Source organism: Stenotrophomonas sp. SrG, from assembly GCF_050031795.1.
GTDB classification, from domain to species: domain Bacteria; phylum Pseudomonadota; class Gammaproteobacteria; order Xanthomonadales; family Xanthomonadaceae; genus Stenotrophomonas; species Stenotrophomonas rhizophila_A.
In genome coordinates this window covers 1-235 of record NZ_JBNBBE010001379.1, presented here as the reverse complement: position 1 = coordinate 235, position 235 = coordinate 1, and the positions used below count along the sequence as shown (strand labels likewise).

The 235-nt window shown below is 69.4% G+C and carries 1 pseudogene; it reads right to left on the bottom strand.

The features are described 5' to 3' along the window. Positions 1–226 (bottom strand): annotated as a pseudogene (locus ACQG3P_RS23925) (MFS transporter); the annotation flags it as partial. Positions 227–235 lie beyond the last annotated feature (9 nt).

The window sequence follows — 235 nt, the reverse complement described above, 5'->3', positions numbered from 1 at the left end:
GCGCCAGCAGCAGGATGCCCAACGCGTAACCCAGCTGGGTCAGGGTCGGGACCATGCCCGTGGACAGCGCATCGCTGCCCAGCCCGCTGGCGATGACGCCCAGCAGGGGCTGGCTGTAGTAGATCGAGGCCACCGAAAACCCGGCCCCCGCCGCCATCGCGACGATCAGCCGCGACTGCAACGCAGGCCGGGGGACGGCGACCGCCGGAATATGCACGCTGGACATGAGCCACTA